This is a genomic window from Chryseolinea soli (assembly GCF_003589925.1).
Classification (GTDB): domain Bacteria; phylum Bacteroidota; class Bacteroidia; order Cytophagales; family Cyclobacteriaceae; genus Chryseolinea; species Chryseolinea soli.
In genome coordinates this window covers 5,014,528-5,027,687 of record NZ_CP032382.1, presented here as the reverse complement: position 1 = coordinate 5,027,687, position 13,160 = coordinate 5,014,528, and the positions used below count along the sequence as shown (strand labels likewise).

Sequence of the window (13,160 nt, the reverse complement as noted above, 5' to 3'; positions counted from 1 at the left end):
AATTGATGGCGCATATTTGTTATGTAGTAAGACAAAAATCAAGAAAAAAATGAAACAGCTGTCAAATAAGTTCATACTGGCAATGGCACTGGTCTTCGGACTTGCGGCGTGCGCGGTGACGGATTTTGATCGCGACATCGACTTTGGTCACTACCGCACTTTTGCCTGGGGGCCTTCCGAAATCAAGGTGGGCAACCCCGAATACAGGAGCGGCCTGATCGACAAGCGCATCAAAGCCACCGTGAAGGAAGAATTCGCCAAGCGCGGAATCTATTTTGATGCCAAACACCCCGACTTCCTCGTGGGTTACAAAACGTTTACGGAAAGACGACGCGACGCCTACGCCAACGCGTCTTATGGCCCGTACATGTACGGACCGTATTTCATGCCTTATCGATTCAGCTACATGTACATGCCCTATGGCTTTGGCATGATGCCCTATGGCTACTACAACGGACGAAGTTATGACTACATGCAGGGAACCCTGATCATCGACATCACCGACAAGGCGTCGAATGACTTGATCTGGCGTGGTACGGTAAAAGGAAATGTAGAGTACACGAGCAGTCTGTCGAAACAACTTCATAAGGGCATAAAGGCAATCCTGAAGAAATATCCTGTCCACCCGGGCGAGATTCCAACGCAGGGGCCTAAGCATACGATTAGTTAGCGCCCGAAAAAATGCATAGCCATGAATAAAGAAAGCCCCACGCGGGCTTTCTTTATTCAAAAGCGTATCAAAAAAGAAACCTTGGAGGTAGTTTTCCAAGGTCTCGCAGATTAAGCCGAGCTACAATAATTATTTCTAAGTATACACGATCGCTTTCCGGATCATGTCATGGCTAACTCATGACCGGTCATTAAGCAAAAGAAGTCCTGGACGGAGAGTTTATGAATGTCCAGTATTCTTGCCAGCGATTTTAGTGTAAGGTTCGCCTTCCCTCTTTCGATCCTCCAATATTGGATCACCGGCAATTTATATCGGCTGGCAAACTCTTTTACGGTTGTGTAACCTTTCATTTGGCGCAGGCTGGACAATGCCGCGCCAATATGAATCAAGGACTCTCTATATTTTTTTGTGGTCTTTCTCATGCTGAAAATTTTATTTGTCGTGATAAAATCAAATTGCATGCCCGACTTGCCTGTCTTTTTGGCACACCTTCGTGAAACGCGCTCTGCGCCTGTTCTTTCAAAATTTCAGAAATCCAATTCACATTTGTATACACAGCGTCATCTGCGACACATTTTTTGGTGAGCAATTTTTCTACGCAACGAGGATATTTGTTCACAAGGTTCAGATGTCCTTTGCAGGCTATTGCGCATCGATTATCTTAGAAGACAATCAAAAAATTACTTTGATCGCGGGGTAATGGACACAAAATGAATTGAAGTCATGACATAAAAAAAAGGGGTCGAAACCGACCCCTTCCAACAACAACGGCAGTAAACGTACCTGCCTCATCTAACCTAAGTATGGCTATGCCTCGAACACGAAGGCCTATGAAAGCGATAGTTGAAATAGCTATATGAATATAGGAAAATATAACCGACTACGATCCCCCTGCTATTGGGGGTTTTTCAAAAACCAATTGATTTACTGGAGTAAAAGTCAGCAGGGTTACACTATTTCGTTGTTAGTAATTGGTCTTGGCAAGACAACATCGTCGACAACGGAATCACGCGCGGGGTGAACTTCAGTTAATTTTTAAATGGGCTATAATCCAACCGGATAACCTCAAGCGAATTGAGGAGAAATTCATCTATTTGTGGAGTGAATGCATCAGTTTCAGCGACGCGTCTTCATGCCGTTCCGCGATCCATGTTGGATGACGTTAAACAAAAGATCGATGTTCATTTCGTTTGAGCGCGCTCGGTAGCTTCGGTTTCATTGCGCCAAAGATCGGCCAGTTCTACCGGAAATTGACTCACGATGTCCTTTACCTCACCCGTTGCAACGTGTCTGGATAAAACCCGAAGCACAGCCCTGGCATTGGTTTCTGCTTTTTCCCCATTGCCAAAATCATTGAGGGCTGTCCTTGGACTTTGCAGTATCAGGCACTCGATAAATTCGTTCATCGACCGGATCCTGTTTTGGGTTTCGAGGCGCCAGCCGTCCACGTAGATCCCCTTCATCATCATGGGGAGTTGAGCGATGAAATGAAGGGATTCTTCGGGCGAGAGAACCTCTCGCACCGTGTGGAGCACAGAGGTCATGATCCGCTCCGCCTGGCCTTTGTTGGCGGGCTCGCCGAGTTCAACAGCAATTTCATTTACAAAGTCGCGAGCGTCCTGGCAATATTGTTCGAATTTCATATTGCGATGTTAAGGTACGTTTGGTCAGTGCTCTCAAAATTCATACCTCTAAAATTTGAAATGGCAACAGCATCCATTCCAAGACCCGGCAATCGGATGATTTTTTCCAATTTATCGACGAACTTTTGGTGAGATTTGATTTTCAGAAGGGGTCATGCGACATAAAGCCAGCAAACCATCCATTGGTAATGAGGCGACGTTCGAACAACGATCACGTCCGTTCATTTCCCCATGATCTCCTTGCGATGTGCCAGCCCCCAATAGTGAAGTTCCTCCATCACCTTCTCCAGCGATTTGCCATGCGCCGTAATGGTGTATTCCACCGTGGGAGGGAACGTATCATAGACCTCCCGTTTCACCAGGCGGTTCATCTCTAAAATTTTCAACTCTTTAGACAACGTCTTGTCGGTGATCCCATTCACCTCTTTGGAGATCTCTTTAAATCGCTTGGCGCCTGCCTGTAATGAAAATAAGATCAACAATTTCCATCGTCCTTCCAGGGCTTCCAATGCATCCCGGATGGAAAGCATATTCTTGGGACATCCTCCTTTGGTCAGCATCGTTTGTCGCGTGTGTTATTGGGTTGTGTTGCTCACTATCCCATTGGCAAGATACTATCCAACGGGATAGTGCTTTCCAACGGAAAGCTAATGTAGCTACTTTGGTCCATCCTCAAAAACGGATCCTGACATGACAACGCAACAAAAATCAAAAACGCTCCACATCGCCCTTTGGGTGGTGCAACTTCTTCTGGCCGCCACCCTCCTTTGGGCAGGCGCAATGAAATGTTTTCAATCGATAGAAAAACTTTCCGCCATGTGGCCGTGGACCGGTGAGATCCCGGCGGCATTTGTAAAACTAACCGGGTTGGTGGATATCGCAGGGGCCGTAGGGTTAACGCTACCTGCTGCACTTCGCGCGCAACCTAAACTCACACCCATTGCTGCCCTTGGCGTCATTGCCCTCATGGTCTGCGCAAGCCTATTCCATATTATGAGAGGAGAAGCCTCGGTGATCGGGGTAAATATTGTCTTTGCAGGCCTGGCCGCTTTCGTAGCCTGGGGCCGGTTTAGGAAGGTGCCGATCGCGTCAAAATAAGAAGGGCGCTGCGGATGGGCCGATAAGCCGCGTGACGGTGATCGACCTCATAACAATGACGTTTTAAACAAAGCAACTTGACGTTTTAAACAAAACGGTTCCGTGACATGCCCTTTACTTTTGTCTAAAACTATTACAAAGTATGAAAGACAATCATAACGGAACGCTACAGAAACCGATTCATTCGGGGTTCGACGCAAACTCAACGACGCATGATGTGATCCGCGGGATCGACCTCAGCGGCAAAACCGCTATCGTCACCGGTGGTTATGCTGGCATTGGCTTGGAAACGGTGAAAACACTTGTCCGCGCAGGCACAACGGTCATCGTACCGGCCCGCGACATTCAAAAGGCTGCAAACAATTTGAAAGGGATTCAAAATGTGACCGTCGAGGCCATGGACTTAATGACGCCGGCGTCGATCGATTCCTTCGCGAAGAGATTTCTTGCCCTGGGTTGCGCACTGGATCTCCTGATCAACAATGCCGGCATCATGTGGGTGCCGCTGCAACGGGATAAACGTGGCTACGAATCTCAACTTGCCACCAATCATTTAGGACATTTTCAGTTAACCGCCCGGCTTTGGCCCGCACTCAAGAAGGCCAACGGTGGCAGGGTGGTGAATGTGTCCTCGTTTGGTCACCAGATGGCGCCCTTCAATTTTGATGACCCCAATTTCCTGACACGGGAATATGAAACCTTGCAGGGCTATGGACAATCGAAAACCGCCAACAATCTCTTCACGGTCGAACTGGATCGTCGTGCCAAGACGTTTGGGGTACGGGCCTTTTCCGTGCACCCGGGTTCTGTCAATGGCACCGACCTGGGGCGAGTTGCTCCCATGGCGTTGTTTCAGCAAATGGGTACCCACGATGAGACCGGAAATATAAAACCGGAAGTGGCCGCCAAACTCAAGACTGTCGAGCAGGGCGCCGCTACCTCCGTGTGGTGCGCGACCAGCCCAAACCTGAACGGTATGGGTGGTGTTTATTGCGAGAACACAGACGTCGCTGAGCTGGACAATGGAAATATTGAACACAATTATGGTGAGCCCTTATCCTTGCGCGGTGTGAAACCCTATTCCCTGGACGCTGACCTTGCCCGAAAATTATGGACGCTCACCGAAGACCTGACAGGCGTTTCATTCCCCGTGGCCTAAGCGATCCTGACCGTTCAATCGCGATCTCAAGCCGAATGCATATATTCGGCTTACTTTTATTTGTGAACCGATTGCCCTCGAAAATGGACTTTGAAACGAAATACATCACGCCCGATATCAAGCTGTCGGAGTATACCGGCAAGGCTTTCAAAATAGAAGTGATGTTCGAGCACCACATGCTGGTTTGGTTTATCTCGGGTGAAACAAAAATAATCCTGGCCGACGCAACGTATATTTTTAATGCCGGCGATACCTTCCTGATCCCGCGGCACCAATTGGCCACGGTCATCAACTACCCCAAAGACGGGTTGCCGCACAAAGCCGTGGCCATGCATTTGACCACCGAACGACTGAAGGAATTTTACGCTAAACGCAAGGCCGTTGGAAAAAAAGCCTCGCTCTCAAAAGTATATCGCTTCTCCAAACACCCGTTGCTGGAGAGCTGCCTCGCCTCGCTCATCCCCTATTTTGATCTTGGCGAAAACCTGCCCGGCGATATCGCCGCTATTAAAATTGAAGAAGCCATCAGCATCCTGAGGTCGATAGACAAAAGCGTGGATGGATTGCTGGCCGACTTTGACGAGCCCGGCAAAATAAACCTCTCCGACTTCATGGAGCGGCACTTTATGTTCAATATGACCATGGACAAGTTTGGCTATCTCACGGGCCGCAGCCTGGCCACCTTCCGGCGGGATTTTAAAAAGACATACCACACCACGCCCCAAAAATGGCTGACCGAAAAACGATTGCAGCTGGCGCATTATCAGATCGCCCAACAACAGCGAAAACCCATCGACGTTTATTTTGAAGTGGGCTTTGAGAACCTCTCCCATTTTTCGCATGCTTTCAAAAACCACTTTGGATATCCGCCCAACACGCTTCTCAACCGGTAGCGCCAGACAGCGTGTCCCCCATATGGATAATTCCGTCCGCCCCTGTAGGCCGATCGACGCAGGATGTATACCTTTAAAAATTGTTTACTTTTGTCAGCGACAACCCTCATGGACGCCAAAGAAATCCTGAAAGCACACATTGCCAAAACGGTCATTCTCACGGATGATCAGTTTGATTATTTCTTTTCGCATTTCAAAAGCCAAAGTTTTCATAAAGGGCAGGTCATCATTAGCAAAGGCGATCACGTCGAGCATGAATACTTTGTGGTCTCGGGGTGTTTAAAGTCCTTTTTTATCAACGATGAACAAAAGATGTTCATCCTGCAGTTTGCCATGTCCACGTGGTGGACCACCGACTTCAACGCACTCTATAATCAAACCAAAGCCACCATCAACCTGGACTGCATCACCGATGCGCAGGTGCTTTCCCTTTCCAATGCCGACAGGGAAAAGGTATGCAAAGAACTGCATAGCGTAGAGCACTTCTTTCGCTGGCGAACCAATAAGGGATTTCTCGCTACGCAGAAACGGTTGCTCTCCGTGATGAACAACAACGTTAAGGAACGGTACGAGGAACTTTTAAAACAGTATCCTGAACTTTATAATATCGTCCCTAAAAACCTGATTGCCGCATACCTGGGTGTCTCCAGAGAAACCCTTAGCCGCCTCTACCACCCCTGAAATGTGATCTACGTCACTTCGGTGATGTGATCTACATCACATAAGTGCCCTTCTTTTTTGAAAGTGATCTAGGTCACGCGACCCCCGGCGGCATCCTACGTTATTTTGAGTGTCACAATGAAGACACCAAAAATGAAAAATCAAAAATTTGAAATCGTAGGCCCCCAAAGCAATATCGACTGGGTGGGCAGAAAAGTAACCGGTACACACAACGGCACCATCGCCATTAAGAAAGGCGAAATTATTTTGAACGATGGTAAGGTCGCCGGCGGCAAGATCATCGTCGACACCACCGCCATTAAGATCCTGGACATCACCGATCCCGCCACCAACGCGCAGTTTGCCGGCCACCTTGCTTCGGATGATTTCTTCTCCTCCGAAAAATATCCGGAAGCCGTGTTGGAGATCGTTTCCGCTTCAGGAAACCATGTGAATGGCAACCTCACCATCAAAGGCATCACGCACCCCGTTGGTTTTGATGCTGTGGTGAAGACCGATGGCGACTTGTTAACCGCCTCCGGCAAGCTGGTCATCGACCGCACCAAATATGAAATGAAATTCCGCTCCGGAAACTTCTTTCTGAACCTGGGCGACACCCTGATCTATGATCATTTCGAACTGGACGTAACGGTAACCGCGAAAACTGCTAACCAAGCTGTCTTAGCATAAACAGACAAAGCCATGCCATACATTAAAATAGAAGTAACCCGCGAAGGTGTCACCAGAGAACAAAAACAAAAGCTGATCAAAGGCGTGACCGATCTGATGACCCATGTTCTAAATAAAGACCCGCAACTAACCCACGTGGTGATCCAGGAGGTTGAACTGGACGACTGGGGTTTTGCCGGGGAGCAAGTGTCGGTGTTGAGAGAAAAAGGGATTACAGCAGATAAAAAATAACACCATGAAAAAGCAAACCGTGATCATTACCGGTGCCTCATCCGGCATCGGTAAAGAAGTAGCCCGCCACTTTCTGAAAAATGGCGACAACGTCGTGATCAATTCGGCTACTGCCGAAAAATTGGAGAAGGCCTACCAGGAACTGGGTGGCGGTGAAAACCTCGCCAGGGTAGCGGGCGACGTGCGGGACAAACGCACCGGAGAAAAATTGTTGGCCATCGCCCTCGAGAAATTCGGCTCGGCCGATATCCTGGTGAACAATGCCGGCATCTATGAAACCAAGCCGTTCCTCGAAGTGGACGAAGCTTACCTGGACCGGTTTCTGAACACCAACCTGAAGGGTTCGTTTTTCACTACACAGGCTATCCTTCCTCAAATGCTAAAACAACATGGTGGCGTGGTGATCAATATCGGCACCCCGCTCGTTAACCACGCGTTGGGTGGTGCACCCTCCACGGCGCCGATTGCTTCGAAGGGAGCGATCCACGCCCTCACCTTGCAACTGGCTGCAGAATTTGGCAAACAAAACATCCGGGTCAACACCATCGCACCGGGTGTGATCCGCACGCCCATGCATGGCGCGGGAGCCGATGAAAGTGCAGGATTGCACCTGGTGAACCGCATCGGTGAAGTGGAAGACATTGCCCAAATAGTGTACACCGTGGCGAAGAGTAACTTTGTCAGCGGTGCCATCATCAACGTCGACGGTGGCATGGGAGCAGGACACCATCTGAGCTAACTATATGAAAACCCTTTTCCTAACCGCTTTTTTGATCAGCGCTTCGCTGGTCTCAAAAGCACAAAATTCAAAGCACATGGAAACCACAAAACAAGATTCAGCAGCCATCACCCAGGCCCTGGAAACGTATTACTTCAAAGGCCTCTACGAAGGCGATATCGATGCCCTGAAAAAAATCTTTAACCCCGGCACCTTGTTGTTCGGGGACGTGAAAGGACAACCCTACGCCAAGGCACTCGACATGTATCTCGACGGTGTGAAGAACCGCCAAAGCCCGAAAGATTCCGGCAAGCCTTTTAAGGGAACGATCTACTCGGTGGAGGTGATCAACTCCATCGCGATGGTAAAGGCGAACGTAAAAATGTACGACTTTAGCTATGATCAGTTCCTCTCCTTTCATAAAATTGACAACCGCTGGATGATCGTCAATAAAATGATCACCGACGTGGCCAAATAAAACCTTAACGCTATGTGGTACCAAACAAAAGCATCACAGCTCCTGGGCATTCAATATCCCATCCTGCAAGGGCCGTTTGGCGGCAATCTGTCGTCGGTCGAGCTGGTGGCCAAAGTGTCCAACGCCGGGGGACTTGGCGGATACGGGGCCTACACGCTCAGCCCGCAGGAGATCCTGGACGTTGATCGCCAGATCAAAGCGGCCACGAACAAGCCTTACAACATCAACCTGTGGGTCTCGGATACCGATGCCGTGGATGGCGCCGTTTCGGACGAGCAGTTTGGAAAAGCGCGTGAGTTGTTCAAGCCTTATTTTGACGCGCTGGGAATTCCGCTACCCGCCAAGCCTGCGCCGTTCAAGACCCGTTTCGAAAACCAGGTCGAGGTGATCCTTCACCAGCGCCCGCCGGTATTTAGCTTTATGTTTGGGATCCCTTCGGCCGACATCCTCGAACAATGCCGCCGGCTGGGTATCGTCACCGTTGGAGCTGCGACTACATTGGATGAAGCGATCGCCCTGGAATCTGCCGGCGTCGACCTTATCATCGCTTCCGGCTTTGAGGCCGGTGGACATCGCCCGTCGTTTCTCGCGCCTGCCGAATCGTCGACCACCGGAACGTTTGTGTTGCTCCAGCTCATCAAAGAAAAAGTAAAAACGCCGATCATCGCTGCCGGTGGCATTGCCAATGGAAAAGGTGTTGCTGCCGCCCTGGCACTCGGTGCCGATGCTGCACAAATCGGCACCGCGTTCCTGGCCACCGACGAATCCAACGCCACCCCAATCCATAGACAAATGTTATTTTCGGATGCCGCGAAGTACACCACCTTATCACGGGCCTTCACCGGCCGGCTGGGCCGGGGACTGACCAGCCGCATCGCCAAAGACCTGTACCAAAAAGAAAAAGGCTTTCTCCCCTTCCCGCTGCAAACCCAGTTCATGTCGCCCCTCCGGACGGCGGCCCTGGAACAAGAGCAATGGGATATGATCTTGTTCTGGGGTGGTCAGATCGCGCCAGTGCTGAAACACACCAAAGCCGATGCGCTGATGAAATCAATCCTGGAAGAAACGACGGCATATTTTGATAGTCTGAGCAAAAAAGCAAATCATACTAATTGATCCCGGAACCTGTCATCATAGACACGAAATATCCGTCGCCCGTACTCAGATAATTTATTACTGAATCCATAAATTTTCAACCCAACAAAAACAAACCCATGAAACGCACAGCAAAAGCACATTGGAATGGCAATCTTAAAGGAGGTAAAGGCGAAATATCTTCTCAAAGCACGGTCCTTAATCAAACACCCTATTCGTTTAAAACCCGGTTCGAGTCTGGCATCGGTACCAATCCGGAAGAATTGATCGCCGCGGCGCACGCAGGCTGTTTTACCATGGCGCTCAGTGCCACCCTCGAGCGTGCAGGTTTTATAGCCAACGATCTGAACACCGAAGCCACTCTTGAGGTGGACATGGCGAGCCTTTCGATCACGGGCATTCATTTAGAGATGAAGGCATCGTTGATCAACGGTGTATCCGCCGAGGCTTTTCGTGAGTTTGCCGAAGGCGCTAAAGCCAATTGTCTTGTATCCCGGGCGCTGAGCGTGCCCATTACTTTAAGTGTTTCCTATCCTTCGTGAAGGAGGGTTAAGCGTTGCTCATTTTTATTTCGAGTGAGCGTACCAGCATGAAGTGTGATGTTGTTTGGGAAGATGGTACGCTCATAAGAAATAACTTATCGGCCATGGCAACCACCGATAAAAGTGGTAACGCCCCAAATGAAACGACCTTTCTGAATAAACATATAAAAACATTCACATCATGAACACACCAAAAGTTTGGTATGTAACCGGAGCCTCCCAGGGATTAGGGCTGACGCTCGTAAAAAAATTGCTCACCAACGGCCATCGCGTCGCTGCCACCTCCCGCGACGCGCACCAATTGAGCCAGTCGGTGGGACTGATCGACTCGACCCGTTTCCTCCCCCTCGCAGTCGATCTCACAAACCCCGATTGTATCGACGACTCCATTCAGCAAACCCTGGCCGCGTTCGGCCGCATCGATGTGGTGGTGAACAATGCGGGTTATGGTATGGCGGGAACGGTGGAAGATATCAGTGAACAGGCGATCCGAAACATTTTCAATGTGAATGTCATGGCCACCATCAACGTTACAAAAAGTGTCTTGCCCATTATGCGCAGTCAACGGTCTGGCTATGTTATCAATATCGGTTCGGTTGCAGGTTTTGTGGGTGCTCCCGGGTGGTCTGTATATTCGGCCACCAAAGCGGCTGTCGCTGCCTTCTCTGAAGTGCTCGCTTTGGATGTTAAAGAATTTGGGATCAAAGTCACTGTTGCCGAACCCTCGGGTTTTCGCACAGGCTTTTTAACCAAGGGCTCGCTTGAATTCATCACCACCAACATTGACGGCTACGAAGCCGTGAAAAAAACACAGGAGCGTTACCTTGCTATGAATGGCGAACAGGCAGGAGATCCGGATCGTGCAGCTGAAATATTTATGGAACTGGCTGAAAGTCCGGAGCCCCCGATTCATCTGTTTCTTGGGAAGGATGCTTACAATAGAGCCTCGGAAAAATTAACGGCGATGTCTGCGGAGTTGGAAGAATGGAAGTCAATAACGATCGGGGCGGATTTTAAATAGAAACACCTTACAGCGTTTTCATCAACGGTGATTTCATATTTTGCTCATCCGTTCGCCAAGTTCACGCTCATCCCAATTCCAGCTCCGATCGCTTTCTCATAAACAATGGCCGCGGAGGCTACATCCTGCAAGGCTGTCCCCGTACTGTCAAAGACAATAACTTCATCATCAGACGTTCGCCCTGTTTTACTGCCGGCAATGATCTCACCCAATTCGGCATGAACATGGTCACGCGTAACCACTCCATATTCCAGCGCATGATGAAGCTCTCCGATCGTTGCACTTTGCTCCAGGATGTCAACCACCAATTTGCAGGATGCCAGCAACGTGGTTTGTAGCTCTTGTTTGTCTTCGCTGTCGGCCCCGACCGCGGCAATGAATGTCCCCGGTTTGACATCTTCCTTATTCAGGAAAGGTTTCTTCGATGTCGTGCAGGTCACGCAGATATCGCTCTGCCTCACGGCCAAGCCGAGGTCATCAACCGGTATGACCTGAACGTTCAGCGCTTCCGTCAACTCTTTGGTGAACTTATTTTTTTGTGTTTGGTCAATGTCGTAAGCATAGACCCTTTCGATGGGGCGCACAGTCATCATGGCCTTCAATGATACTCTGCCTTGATTGCCGCATCCGCAGATCGTTGCCACCTTGGCGTCCTTTCTTGCCAGATATTTTGCAGCAATACCTGTCGCGGCTCCCGTTCGGATGACGGTTATTGCAATAGAGTCCATCAGGGCGAGCAGTTTTCCGTTGGCAGCATCACAAACTATAATGACGCCTTGTATCGTGGGGAGCCCATTGTTTTTCATGTTGTCCGGGAAGTTTGCATTTGCTTTTGCTACAAAGTAGGGCCGCCCAAGATCCATTGCTCCGGCTTTGATGTGAAAGCCGCCGTGCGGAACGTGAAGGCCAAGTATTTTGGGCTGCAAAGCTTTTCCTTCGGCATGCAACTTAAAAGCATACGCTACGGCATCCATGCATTCCTGGATATCTAAAAGCCACTCTACTTCCCGTTTGGTGATGATCAATGTTTCCTGGAGATCCATAGCATCGAGAATCGTCCATACAAGCTATAAAACTCAGATCATCAAGTATAGAAGGAAATTTACTTTTGGGATCTTGTTTACTTTTCTGAACTCTTTTTGCTGAAAAAGTGGGCATTGCAGGAAACGGCTGCACGTCGGCAGTTCCTCAACGCCAGTGCGCAAGACGGAGACGCACGGGATCTCCAACTTCGCGTAAAACACAACTTAAATTATTCCAAAAGTGCAATGCACTCAACAGACACTAAAATGCCTCCAGGGAACGGCATCACCTGAGGAGCGCTTCGCGCTGGGGCATTGGCGGGAAAGATTTCGTTATAGACTTTGTTCAGCAAAGCAAAGTCGTTGCCGGCAACCATAAAAACCGTCGTCTTCACAATTTTCTCCAGACTGCTTCCGGCTTCTTCCAATATGGTTTTTATGTTTAAGAACGCTTGTCTCGTTTGTTCCTCGAAACTTTCACTAAGCTTTCCCGTCGAGGGGTTGATGCCGGGAGTTCCCGATAGAAAGACAAACTTGTCGGCAATGACCGCCTGGGGAAATATCTCCGACATGCGGGGCACTTTGGTAGAGTTGTGATTTCTTCTGTTTTCCATAGTAAGAGCTTTTACGGATTATCGCATGGCTTCGGTGCGACTATTTTTTTATTTCATACCACAACTCCACCATTCCACTTTTGTAGGCGGTCACGTCTTTGAGGTGCAGGGCTTGTTCTTTTCCGATCTGATCAAAAAACAGCAGTCCGTCACCCAAAATAATGGGCAGGACCGACAACCTGATATCGTCCGCCAATTTTGCGCGAATGAAATCCTTGGCGAGCAGTGCTCCGCCGACGAGCCAAACATTTTTATAGTTTGGCTTGAGCCGTTCATTCACAAGTTTGTTCAAGTCACCTGAGTAAATTTCGATGTTGGGTCTGTCAATGGGAATGTTTCTGTGGGTTACCACGATGGTCGGGACGTCCCCATAAGCCCAGCCATAGGACTTCGAAAGTTCTATGGCGTGTTCGTAGGTGCGGGCGCCCATGACGTAGCAATCTATTGTCTTAAGAAACGCTGCTACGTCTGGTTCGCCAACGCCCTTCTCGTAGTGGTCAGGGGTATCAAACCACGAAACGCTATTGTCTTTTTTGGCAATGATCCCGTCGAGGCTTGAGACCATGTGGATCGTTAGTTTAAATGGGGTTGTCGTCATTTTCGGTATGCGCTGTTGATGTCAATTC

18 protein-coding genes are annotated in these 13,160 nt (G+C 49.3%); 12 read left to right on the top strand and 6 right to left on the bottom strand.

All coding sequences use genetic code 11. The features are described 5' to 3' along the window. The first annotated feature begins 49 nt into the window (after nucleotides 1-49). Complete coding sequence (locus tag D4L85_RS21395) at nucleotides 50-670, top strand: DUF4136 domain-containing protein (RefSeq protein ID WP_160143896.1); 621 nt, start codon at nucleotides 50-52, stop codon at nucleotides 668-670. A gap of 161 nt (nucleotides 671-831) precedes the next feature. Here the strand turns inward: D4L85_RS21395 and D4L85_RS21390 are convergent, their stop codons facing one another. The 3 genes from D4L85_RS21390 to D4L85_RS21375 form a co-directional block, all read right to left on the bottom strand. Further along, nucleotides 832-1,092 carry a helix-turn-helix domain-containing protein gene (locus D4L85_RS21390; RefSeq protein ID WP_160143895.1) on the bottom strand — a complete coding sequence of 87 codons (261 nt, stop codon included), beginning with the start codon at nucleotides 1,090-1,092 and terminating at the stop codon, nucleotides 832-834. Nucleotides 1,093-1,851: 759 nt separating this feature from the next. Further along, the gene (locus tag D4L85_RS21380) at nucleotides 1,852-2,313 is read right to left on the bottom strand and encodes a DUF2267 domain-containing protein (protein ID WP_119756214.1); all 462 of its coding nucleotides are present in this window, start codon (nucleotides 2,311-2,313) and stop codon (nucleotides 1,852-1,854) included. 221 nt (nucleotides 2,314-2,534) lie between these two features. Beyond that, nucleotides 2,535-2,873, bottom strand: coding sequence for a winged helix-turn-helix transcriptional regulator (locus D4L85_RS21375; RefSeq protein WP_119756213.1), 339 nt, complete (start codon nucleotides 2,871-2,873; stop codon nucleotides 2,535-2,537). Nucleotides 2,874-3,003: 130 nt separating this feature from the next. On the opposite strand from D4L85_RS21375, the gene D4L85_RS21370 reads away from it, so the two are divergent. The 11 genes from D4L85_RS21370 to D4L85_RS21320 all read left to right on the top strand — a co-directional run bounded on the left by D4L85_RS21370 (nucleotide 3,004) and on the right by D4L85_RS21320 (nucleotide 10,898). Next, nucleotides 3,004-3,411: a DoxX family protein gene (locus D4L85_RS21370; protein ID WP_119756212.1), complete on the top strand. Its 408-nt coding sequence runs from the start codon at nucleotides 3,004-3,006 to the stop codon at nucleotides 3,409-3,411. A gap of 142 nt (nucleotides 3,412-3,553) precedes the next feature. Further along, nucleotides 3,554-4,570 (top strand): SDR family NAD(P)-dependent oxidoreductase, encoded by a 1,017-nt coding sequence (locus tag D4L85_RS21365; protein ID WP_119756211.1) that lies wholly within the window; start codon nucleotides 3,554-3,556, stop codon nucleotides 4,568-4,570. Nucleotides 4,571-4,653: 83 nt separating this feature from the next. Continuing rightward, complete coding sequence (locus D4L85_RS21360; RefSeq protein ID WP_119756210.1) at nucleotides 4,654-5,463, top strand: AraC family transcriptional regulator; 810 nt, start codon at nucleotides 4,654-4,656, stop codon at nucleotides 5,461-5,463. 90 nt (nucleotides 5,464-5,553) lie between these two features. Further along, nucleotides 5,554-6,144, top strand: a complete 591-nt coding sequence (locus D4L85_RS21355; protein ID WP_228450568.1) for a Crp/Fnr family transcriptional regulator — start codon at nucleotides 5,554-5,556, stop codon at nucleotides 6,142-6,144. Nucleotides 6,145-6,276: 132 nt separating this feature from the next. Then, entirely contained in the window at nucleotides 6,277-6,813 is a 537-nt protein-coding gene (locus tag D4L85_RS21350) for a YceI family protein (RefSeq protein ID WP_119756208.1), read from the top strand. 12 nt (nucleotides 6,814-6,825) lie between these two features. After that, nucleotides 6,826-7,044 carry a tautomerase family protein gene (locus D4L85_RS21345; protein ID WP_119756207.1) on the top strand — a complete coding sequence of 73 codons (219 nt, stop codon included), beginning with the start codon at nucleotides 6,826-6,828 and terminating at the stop codon, nucleotides 7,042-7,044. Between the two features lie 4 nt (nucleotides 7,045-7,048). After that, on the top strand, nucleotides 7,049-7,783 hold the full coding sequence (locus D4L85_RS21340) for an SDR family NAD(P)-dependent oxidoreductase (RefSeq protein ID WP_119756206.1): 735 nt from the start codon (nucleotides 7,049-7,051) through the stop codon (nucleotides 7,781-7,783). A gap of 4 nt (nucleotides 7,784-7,787) precedes the next feature. After that, the gene (locus D4L85_RS21335; protein ID WP_119756205.1) at nucleotides 7,788-8,240 is read left to right on the top strand and encodes a nuclear transport factor 2 family protein; all 453 of its coding nucleotides are present in this window, start codon (nucleotides 7,788-7,790) and stop codon (nucleotides 8,238-8,240) included. 12 nt (nucleotides 8,241-8,252) lie between these two features. Then, a complete protein-coding gene (locus D4L85_RS21330; protein ID WP_119756204.1) occupies nucleotides 8,253-9,356 on the top strand; it encodes an NAD(P)H-dependent flavin oxidoreductase in 1,104 nt (367 codons plus the stop codon). A gap of 98 nt (nucleotides 9,357-9,454) precedes the next feature. Further along, nucleotides 9,455-9,877, top strand: a complete 423-nt coding sequence (locus tag D4L85_RS21325; RefSeq protein ID WP_119756203.1) for an OsmC family protein — start codon at nucleotides 9,455-9,457, stop codon at nucleotides 9,875-9,877. 181 nt (nucleotides 9,878-10,058) lie between these two features. Beyond that, the gene (locus D4L85_RS21320; RefSeq protein WP_119756202.1) at nucleotides 10,059-10,898 is read left to right on the top strand and encodes an SDR family oxidoreductase; all 840 of its coding nucleotides are present in this window, start codon (nucleotides 10,059-10,061) and stop codon (nucleotides 10,896-10,898) included. Nucleotides 10,899-10,942: 44 nt separating this feature from the next. Here D4L85_RS21320 and D4L85_RS21315 read toward each other — a convergent pair whose 3' ends face one another. The 3 genes from D4L85_RS21315 to D4L85_RS21305 all read right to left on the bottom strand — a co-directional run bounded on the left by D4L85_RS21315 (nucleotide 10,943) and on the right by D4L85_RS21305 (nucleotide 13,099). Then, entirely contained in the window at nucleotides 10,943-11,923 is a 981-nt protein-coding gene (locus tag D4L85_RS21315) for an ornithine cyclodeaminase family protein (protein ID WP_160143894.1), read from the bottom strand. Between the two features lie 227 nt (nucleotides 11,924-12,150). Further along, a complete protein-coding gene (locus D4L85_RS21310; RefSeq protein WP_228450567.1) occupies nucleotides 12,151-12,534 on the bottom strand; it encodes a RidA family protein in 384 nt (127 codons plus the stop codon). A 40-nt stretch (nucleotides 12,535-12,574) separates the two neighbouring features. After that, nucleotides 12,575-13,099, bottom strand: a complete 525-nt coding sequence (locus D4L85_RS21305) for a dihydrofolate reductase family protein (RefSeq protein WP_228450565.1) — start codon at nucleotides 13,097-13,099, stop codon at nucleotides 12,575-12,577. Nucleotides 13,100-13,160 lie beyond the last annotated feature (61 nt).

What these genes read in the sequence shown, in the direction of transcription:
- D4L85_RS21395 (WP_160143896.1), top strand. Translation starts at nt 50, where the DNA reads ATGAAACAGCTGTCAAATAAGTTCATACTGGCAATGGCACTGGTCTTC.
- D4L85_RS21390 (WP_160143895.1), bottom strand. Translation starts at nt 1,092, where the DNA reads ATGAGAAAGACCACAAAAAAATATAGAGAGTCCTTGATTCATATTGGC.
- D4L85_RS21380 (WP_119756214.1), bottom strand. Translation starts at nt 2,313, where the DNA reads ATGAAATTCGAACAATATTGCCAGGACGCTCGCGACTTTGTAAATGAA.
- D4L85_RS21375 (WP_119756213.1), bottom strand. Translation starts at nt 2,873, where the DNA reads ATGCTGACCAAAGGAGGATGTCCCAAGAATATGCTTTCCATCCGGGAT.
- D4L85_RS21370 (WP_119756212.1), top strand. Translation starts at nt 3,004, where the DNA reads ATGACAACGCAACAAAAATCAAAAACGCTCCACATCGCCCTTTGGGTG.
- D4L85_RS21365 (WP_119756211.1), top strand. Translation starts at nt 3,554, where the DNA reads ATGAAAGACAATCATAACGGAACGCTACAGAAACCGATTCATTCGGGG.
- D4L85_RS21360 (WP_119756210.1), top strand. Translation starts at nt 4,654, where the DNA reads ATGGACTTTGAAACGAAATACATCACGCCCGATATCAAGCTGTCGGAG.
- D4L85_RS21350 (WP_119756208.1), top strand. Translation starts at nt 6,277, where the DNA reads ATGAAAAATCAAAAATTTGAAATCGTAGGCCCCCAAAGCAATATCGAC.
- D4L85_RS21345 (WP_119756207.1), top strand. Translation starts at nt 6,826, where the DNA reads ATGCCATACATTAAAATAGAAGTAACCCGCGAAGGTGTCACCAGAGAA.
- D4L85_RS21340 (WP_119756206.1), top strand. Translation starts at nt 7,049, where the DNA reads ATGAAAAAGCAAACCGTGATCATTACCGGTGCCTCATCCGGCATCGGT.
- D4L85_RS21335 (WP_119756205.1), top strand. Translation starts at nt 7,788, where the DNA reads ATGAAAACCCTTTTCCTAACCGCTTTTTTGATCAGCGCTTCGCTGGTC.
- D4L85_RS21330 (WP_119756204.1), top strand. Translation starts at nt 8,253, where the DNA reads ATGTGGTACCAAACAAAAGCATCACAGCTCCTGGGCATTCAATATCCC.
- D4L85_RS21325 (WP_119756203.1), top strand. Translation starts at nt 9,455, where the DNA reads ATGAAACGCACAGCAAAAGCACATTGGAATGGCAATCTTAAAGGAGGT.
- D4L85_RS21320 (WP_119756202.1), top strand. Translation starts at nt 10,059, where the DNA reads ATGAACACACCAAAAGTTTGGTATGTAACCGGAGCCTCCCAGGGATTA.
- D4L85_RS21310 (WP_228450567.1), bottom strand. Translation starts at nt 12,534, where the DNA reads ATGGAAAACAGAAGAAATCACAACTCTACCAAAGTGCCCCGCATGTCG.
- D4L85_RS21305 (WP_228450565.1), bottom strand. Translation starts at nt 13,099, where the DNA reads ATGGTCTCAAGCCTCGACGGGATCATTGCCAAAAAAGACAATAGCGTT.